This is a genomic window from Actinosynnema sp. NPDC023658 (assembly GCF_040639995.1).
Taxonomy (GTDB): domain Bacteria; phylum Actinomycetota; class Actinomycetes; order Mycobacteriales; family Pseudonocardiaceae; genus Actinosynnema.
Genome location: NZ_JBFAAX010000299.1, coordinates 1 through 7,209 on the forward strand (window position 1 = coordinate 1; position 7,209 = coordinate 7,209).

Sequence of the window (7,209 nt, forward strand, 5' to 3'; positions counted from 1 at the left end):
GGGCGCGGCGGCGGTCACGGCGTCCGGTCAACGGCGGGTCTCGTCGGTGATCCAGGCCAGGTAGTCGGTGTTGCCGCCGAGCACCGGCAGCGCCAGCACCTCGGGCACGTCGTAGGTGTGGTGCTGCTTGACGAACTCGGTCAGCTCGTCCACCCGGTCGTAGGCGGTCTTGATCCACAGCTGCCACTCGCGGTCGTCGTGCACCTCGCCGTCCCACCGGTAGACGCTGCGGACGGGACTGCTGATCTGCACGCACGCCGCCAGTCGCGCCTCCACGACCGCCCGCGCCAGCGTGCCGGCCGCGTCCTCGCTGTCCGTGGTGGTGATGACCACGACGTGGTTGTCGCTCATCCACCCGAGGCTAGCGGGGCCGGCGGGGCCCGGCCGCACGGGCGCGGCTCGGTCAGCGGGTCGTGCTGGCCCGTTCGGTCAGCCGCGGCGGCAGCAGGGTCAGCGGGGGTGTCGGGTTCCGGTCCAGCTTGGCCATCAGCAGCGCGACCGCGTGGTGGCCCAGCTGCTCGGCGGGCACGGCCACCGAGGTCAGCGGCGGCATCAGCCGCTCGGCCTGGTCGTCCGGGCAGATCGCGATCACCGCGATGTCGTCGGGCACCTTGCGCCCCAACGACCGCAGCACCTCCACCACGGACGGCAACGCGGCCTCGTTGTGCACCACCAGGCCCGTCACCGCGGGGTGGCGCTCCAGCAGCCCCGTGATGGCCACCCGGACCGACTCGTGGTCGGTCTCGGTGGGCAGGGTGGTGGACGAGACGCCGCGGCGCATCGCCGCCGCGCTGAACCCGGCCATGGTGCGGTGCGCGAAGCCGGTGTCGCGCTGGTAGACCGCGCGCGGTGCGCCGACCAGCGCCACGTAGGTGTGGCCGAGGTCGGCCAGGTGGTCGACGCACCGCGAGCCCGCCTCGGCGAAGTCCAGGTCCACGCACGTCAGGCCGGCCGCGTCGGCGGGGAAGCCGATGAGCACCGACGGCCGGTCCAGGTCCCGCAGCACGGGCACGCGCTCGTCGTGCATCTCCACGTCCATCACGAGCAGCCCGTCGACCTGGGCGCTGCCCGCCACCCGGCGCAGTCCCGCCGCGCCCTGGTCGGCGGTCACCAGCAGCACGTCGTGGTCGTGCCTGCGGGCCGCGGTGGCGACCGCGACGACGAACTGCATCAGCACCGGCATGTGCATGCCCTCGCGCATCGGCAGCACGAGCGCCAGCACGTTCGCCCGGTTGCTGGCCAACGACCTGGCCCCCGCGTGCGGGTGGTAGCCCAGTGCCCGCACGCTCGCCTCGACCCTGGCCTTGGTGGCCGAGGAGATCGAGCGGCGACCGGTGAGCACGTACGACACGGTGCTGGGCGCGACGCCCGCGTGCCGCGCCACATCGGCGATGGTGACCACGTCAACGCACCTCCCGCACCTGCGCGCCCGCCACCACGGCGGTGAGCGTGACCGTCGTGCCGTCGACCGAGAGCCGCGTGCCCGGTGGCGCGGAGCGCTCCCCCGGTGTGACGTCGTGGAAGGCGATCCACGCCCCGGCACGGGTGAACACCACCTCGTCGTCCACCAGCCGCACGCCGTCGCAGTCGTCGAAGTCCAGGGCGGGCAGCACACCCGCGCGGGGTGCGATGGTCTCCCCCGGCACGTCCACGACCAGCCGGGCCCGGATGTCCCGCGACGACGAGCCCGCGCACAGCGCGTACCGGCCCGCCTCGACCACCCGGCGGCCCGTGGTGACGTCCCAGTGCCACAGCTGGTCGGTCGGCAGCTCGACGGTCGCGCTCTCACCCGGCGCGAGGTGCACCCGGTGGAACGACTGGAGCTTGCGCACCGGCTGGCGCACCCGCGAGTCCAGCGCCGAGGAGTACAGCTGCACGACCTCCGCGCCGGCGACCTCACCGGTGTTGGTGACCGAGACCCGCGCGACGCCGTCGGCCCACCGCAGCTCGGAGTACTCGAACGTGGTGTAGCCGAGGCCGTGGCCGAACGGGAACAGCGGCTCGCCGGTGAAGTACAGGTACGTGGTGCCCGCGCGGATGATGTCGTAGTCGAAGATGTCCGGCAGGTCGTCGTCGGAGCGGTACCAGGTCTGGGTGAGCCTGCCCGAGGGCGAGAACGCGCCGAACAACGCCTCGGCCACCGCACGGCCCTGCTCCTGACCGCCGTGCGCGGTCCACACGATGGCCGGCAGGTGCTCCTCCTCGCCGTCCAGCGCGTACGGGTAGCTGCTCACCAGCACCAGCACCGTCCGCGGGTTGGCCTCGCGGACCGCGCGCACGAGGTCGAGCGACGGCAGGCGCAGCGTGGTGCGGTCCTCGGTCTCCCGGCCGTTGACGTGCGGGTCGTTGCCCAGCACCAGCACCGCGGTGTCGGCCCGCTTCGCCGCCTCGACCGCCGCCGCGATCCCGTCCACCACGCGTTCGACCTCGAAGGGCTCGGTGTCGGTCCCCTGGACCTTGTTGCGCAGCACCACACCGCCGGAGCCCAGCCGCGGTTCGAACAGCTCGCGCACGTCCCAGCCGCCCGGCGCGGTCGCGGTGGCCACCAGCGCACCGTCCTCCGCCACGCCCAGGTACCGGCGCGACCCCACGTCGCGCAGGGCCCACACCCCGTCGCCCCAGTCGAAGCGGTCGAACAGGGCCCGCTCCCCCAGGCCCACGACCCCGCCCCGCACACCGAGGTAGCGGCCGTCCGCCGCGCGCAGCGCGATCCGGTCGACGCCCTCGACGCAGGTGACGGACGCGAACTGCTCCAGTCCCCTCCGGACGGTCACCCGGTAGGGCGGGGTGCCGCTGTACCAGTCCTCGAACAGCGCGTCCGCGTGCGTGCCGATGACGGCGAGATCCCCGCCCGGCGCCAGCGGCAGCAGGGACTCGTTGCGCAGCAGCACGACGGCCTGCCGCGCGGACTCCAGTGCGAGTTCGCCGTGCGTGCCGATCACGTCCGAGGTGATGCCCGCGTAGGGGTTGTCCTCGACCGGGTCGAACTCGCCGAGCCGGAACCGCAGGGCGAGCACCCGGCCGACGGCCCGGTCCACCACGTCCTGCTCCAGCAGGCCGTCCTTGATCGCCGTGGTGACGCTCTCCACCATCAGCGTCGGGTCGGCGTCCTGGTCGGTGAAGCTGTGCAGGCCCGCGAGCAGCAGCGCGGCGTGGCCCTCTGCCTGGGTCGGCAGGTACGCCTGCAACCCGGCCACGTTCGACGGCGCGTACGCGTCGCTGACCACCGCGACCCCGTCCGGCGACCACGTCTGCAACTCCTGCTCCAGCAAGGGGCTCAGGTGCGCGGGACGGCCGTTGACGAGGTTGTAGGACGGCATCACGGCCACCGCCGCGCCCGCCTCGACCGGGCCGCGGAAGCACGGCAGCTCGTACTCGTGCAGCACCCGCGGCCGCAGGTCCGACGACGTGACGCAGCGGTCGTCCTCGTTGTTGTAGCCCAGGAAGTGCTTCAGCGTCGGCGCGGTCCGCAGGTAGCGCGGGTGGTCGCCGCGCAGGCCGGACGCGTAGGCCGTGCCCATCGCCGCGGTCAGCGTCGGGTCCTCGGAGTAGCCCTCCTCGTTGCGCCCCCACCGCGGGTCGCGCAGCGGGTTCACCACCGGCGCCCACACGTTCAGGCAGTGCTCGACCGGGTCGCGGTGGTGGAAGCCGCGCGCCTCGACGCCGACCGCCTCGCCCACCCGCCGCACCAACCCGGTGTCCCAGGTGGACCCCAGCCCGACCGCTTGGGGGAACACCGTGGCCACACCCAGCCAGGCGACGCCGTGGAGCACTTCCATGCCGGTGTGGAACGCCGCCAGGCCCAGTCTCGGCACGGCGGGCTGGTGCTGGTGCAGCAGCGACACCTTCTCCTCGTCGGTCAGCCGGCCGAGCAGGTCGTCCACCCTGTCCTCGACCGGTAGACCCGGATCGCGGAACGGCTGCGGGTCCACGGCACACCTCTCGCGGTCGTCGAATTGTTCGAAGGTGCAGCTCACTGAATCGAATCGTTTCGATAGCTGCGACAACGTCGCCTACCTGGGTCAGCGAGGCGGGGTGCCAGAAATGTGGCACAGCTCTCTCGGCGGAGTCAACACCGAAGTTTCACGCTTGTTTCAGGAGCGACGTCCGCGTCGAATGAATTCGACTGTTGAGACGGGTCGCGACACGCCGAACACCCCCCTCACCACGTCGTGAGGGGGGTGCCGGCGACCTTCCTGGGTCTACCCGAACAGTTCCGAGTGCAGCGAGAACGCGGTCGCGATCTCGGCCTGAGCCCAGAACCGGTGGTAGGTGAAGGTCGGCGCGGGGCCGCCGTTCAGGTAAGCCTGAACCTTCGGCCAGTCCGGGTCGTTCTTGTAGAACGACCGGATCGACAGGGCGGTCGAGGTGCCGTTGATCACGTCACCGTTCGGCATCTTGCCCGTCCAACCGGAGGGCACGTAGACGCCCTCGCCCGTGGACGAGTTGTACGGGTCGTCGAGCCGGTTGTAGTCGGCGCGGGTCTCCGGGACGGCGATGCCCTTGTCGTCCTTGTGCGACAGCAGCGCCGTCAGCAGGCCCTCGCCCACGGTCTTGGCCTGGGCGTTGCCCGCCTTGGCCGCGTAGTTGAGCAGGGTCTTGGCGAACGACGCGGCGATGCCGACGTCCTGGCTGTAGTTCAGCACCGTGGCGCGCAGGTTCGCGTTGGAACCCGGAGTGGTCGCGTTCCAGGTGTCCGGCGCACCGGTCCAGTTGATGTCGGACGGGATCTGGAAGTTCCCGCCGGTGCCGACGGTGGTGTTCGCGATGGCCCAGGGGACCCACTTGTCGAGGATCTTCTTGGCCCGCGCGTCACCGGTCATCTGGTACAGCGAGGCGGTGCGCTCCATCTGCCAGGTCTGGAAGCCGAACCACCGGTTGCTCGGCGGGTCGTGCCAGACCGGGTGCTGCTCGAAGTACATGCCGTAGAAGGTCGGCGTGCCCGAAGGAGGCGCACCGTACTTGCCCTCCCACGAGTTCGTGACACCACCGGCGATCGCGCCGTCGGCGGACTGCAGCCACTGCAGCAGTTCGAGCTGGCGGTCCAGGCTCTTCGTCCAGTCCGCCACGGCCGTGGCCGACTTCGGCTTCAGCGCCGCGTTCTGCGACAACGCGTAAGCCGCGAGCGGGTTCTGGTAACCCTGGTGCGACGCGCCGTCACCGATGCGCCACGCCCAACCCGCGGACGTGTCGGTCGCGCCACCCCACGCGTAGTACCAGGACATCAGGTAGTGCGCGCTGTCCTTGCCGCTGGCGGCGGCGCAGGACGGGCTGGTGCAGCCGCCGATCTTCTTGAAGTACTTGTCGAACATGGCGTACCGCAGGTAGTCGCCCATCTTGGACGCCTTGGCGGTCTCCGCGGAGATCTCGGAGGCCTTGCCTTGCGCGGTCGCCCACTGCTGGGCCAGCAGCGCCACCTGCACCGCACGCGCGTCGGCGTCCGGGGCGTTGGTGAACTTCCACTGCTTGGCGTACGACGCGTCCTTGGTGAACAGGTCGAGGTACCCGTTGGGGCCACCGTGCTTGAACGTGTCGCACGAGGGCTGCGGGATGGTCTCGAACACCGACTCGGACGAGCCGCGCTGGTAGGTGTTGATGTACGCGGGCGCGGTCGTGCCGTCACCGCAGCGGCCGAAGCCGTAGGTGTTGTCGACGTCGATCAGCCAGTGCATGCCGTAGATGTCGTCCGTGCCGTAGGCGGTCTTCAGCTCGGCCGCGATCGGGTCGGAACCGACCGGGACGCCGGAGTCCAGGACGGACGGGTACAGGTCCATCCGCGGGTGCTCGGGCGCGTACGTCGCCGGCTTCGCGGCGTTGTACTTGTCGTTGGTCGGCTGGTCGGCGTGCGCCGGGATGATGTAGCGCTCCAAGGAGGCCCAAGCCGCCTTGAACGGAGCCCAGTCACCGGAGATCCGACCGTAGCTCGCCTCCAGCCACAGGTAGTAGCTGAACGCCTCGGACGTGGTCTCGTGCCCGTGGTCGGGCGCTTCCACCATGAACGTCTCGACCGAGTGGTACGGCACCAGCAGCCCGCTGAAGTTGCGGAAGTAGCCGTTGGCCGGGTCCTTGATCTTGTTGTACTGCTCGAGGAACGCCTCTTCGAACGGTGAGGTGTCCGCCGAGGTCTCCTTGACCTCCACCGAGCCGGACGTGATGCCCGTGGCGCTCGCGGTGAACGTGGCCGAGGCCAGGTCGCCGCCGTTGGCCGCCGAGGTGACCGTCACGTTCTGCTTGGTCGCCCAGTTCGACGTGGTGAACGTCAGCGACGTCGGAGCGGCCGTGAGGTCGGTGCTGCCCGCCGAACGGGCCACGGCGACCGTCACCGACGAGGTCGGCGCGGTGGCCAGGGAGACGCCGAAGGTGCCGGTGCCGCCCTGCTTGACGTTCAGCGTCGCCGGGCTGACCTGGATGGTCTGGCCCGCGAGCACCCGGATGCCGACGGCGGTGGAGGTGCCCACGCCGCCCTTGTCATCCGTGGCGCGCGCCGCGATGGAGTGCTCGCCCGCGGTCGCTCCGGTCCACGAACCCGTGTACGGGGCCGTGGTGTCGGTCGCGACGACCACGCCGTCGGCCACGAAGTCGACCTTGGCGATGGTGCCGTCGGTGTCCGCCGCGGTGGCGGCCAGCGAGACCGCCTGGCCGACCTGGAACGCCTGGCCCGAGGTCGGCGACGTCAGCGACGCCGTCGGGTTGACGTTGACGTTCGGGCCCGTGCAGCGGACGCCGTTGAGCGCGAAGTCCGTCGGCGGCCGGTTCTGACCGGTCCAGGAACCGTTGAAGCCCGGCGTGACCGTGGCCCCGGTGCCGAGGTTCGGCGACCAGGTCGGCGCCGCCACGGTGACCGCGGAACCGCTCTGGCTGAACGTGCCGTTCCAGCCCTGCTGCACGCGCTGGCCGTCCGGGAAGGTCCACGTGAGGCGCCAGTTGTTGACCGCGTCGCCCTCGTTGCGGACGCTCACGTTGGCCCCGAAGCCACCCTGCCACTGGCTGCTGACCTGGTAGTTGACCGTACACGCGACGGCCGCGTTCGCCACCGGCGCGACGAACGGCATAACACCCGCGGCGGTCGCCGCCGCGGCTATCAGCGCGAGCGGACCGGTGCGCAACCGTCCCGCTCTGGTGCGGTACCTCATGCGTCCTCCTCCTGCACGGATCAGCCATTGACCCGCGAGCTTCAAAGGGCGGTGGGCGGTGGTGGTGGAGTCGGGC

At 71.1% G+C, this 7,209-nt stretch carries 4 protein-coding genes; all 4 read right to left on the reverse strand.

The window, feature by feature from the left end; translation table 11 throughout:
* Positions 1–27: 27 nt before the first annotated feature.
* Complete coding sequence (gene cutA / locus AB0G02_RS24410; RefSeq protein WP_360797782.1) at positions 28–351, reverse strand: divalent-cation tolerance protein CutA; 324 nt, start codon at positions 349–351, stop codon at positions 28–30.
* A gap of 52 nt (positions 352–403) precedes the next feature.
* The gene (locus tag AB0G02_RS24415; RefSeq protein WP_360797783.1) at positions 404–1,402 is read right to left on the reverse strand and encodes a LacI family DNA-binding transcriptional regulator; all 999 of its coding nucleotides are present in this window, start codon (positions 1,400–1,402) and stop codon (positions 404–406) included.
* Position 1,403: 1 nt separating this feature from the next.
* Entirely contained in the window at positions 1,404–3,932 is a 2,529-nt protein-coding gene (locus AB0G02_RS24420) for a glycoside hydrolase family 3 C-terminal domain-containing protein (RefSeq protein ID WP_360797784.1), read from the reverse strand.
* Between the two features lie 270 nt (positions 3,933–4,202).
* Positions 4,203–7,133 (reverse strand): glycoside hydrolase family 48 protein, encoded by a 2,931-nt coding sequence (locus AB0G02_RS24425; RefSeq protein WP_360797785.1) that lies wholly within the window; start codon positions 7,131–7,133, stop codon positions 4,203–4,205.
* Positions 7,134–7,209 lie beyond the last annotated feature (76 nt).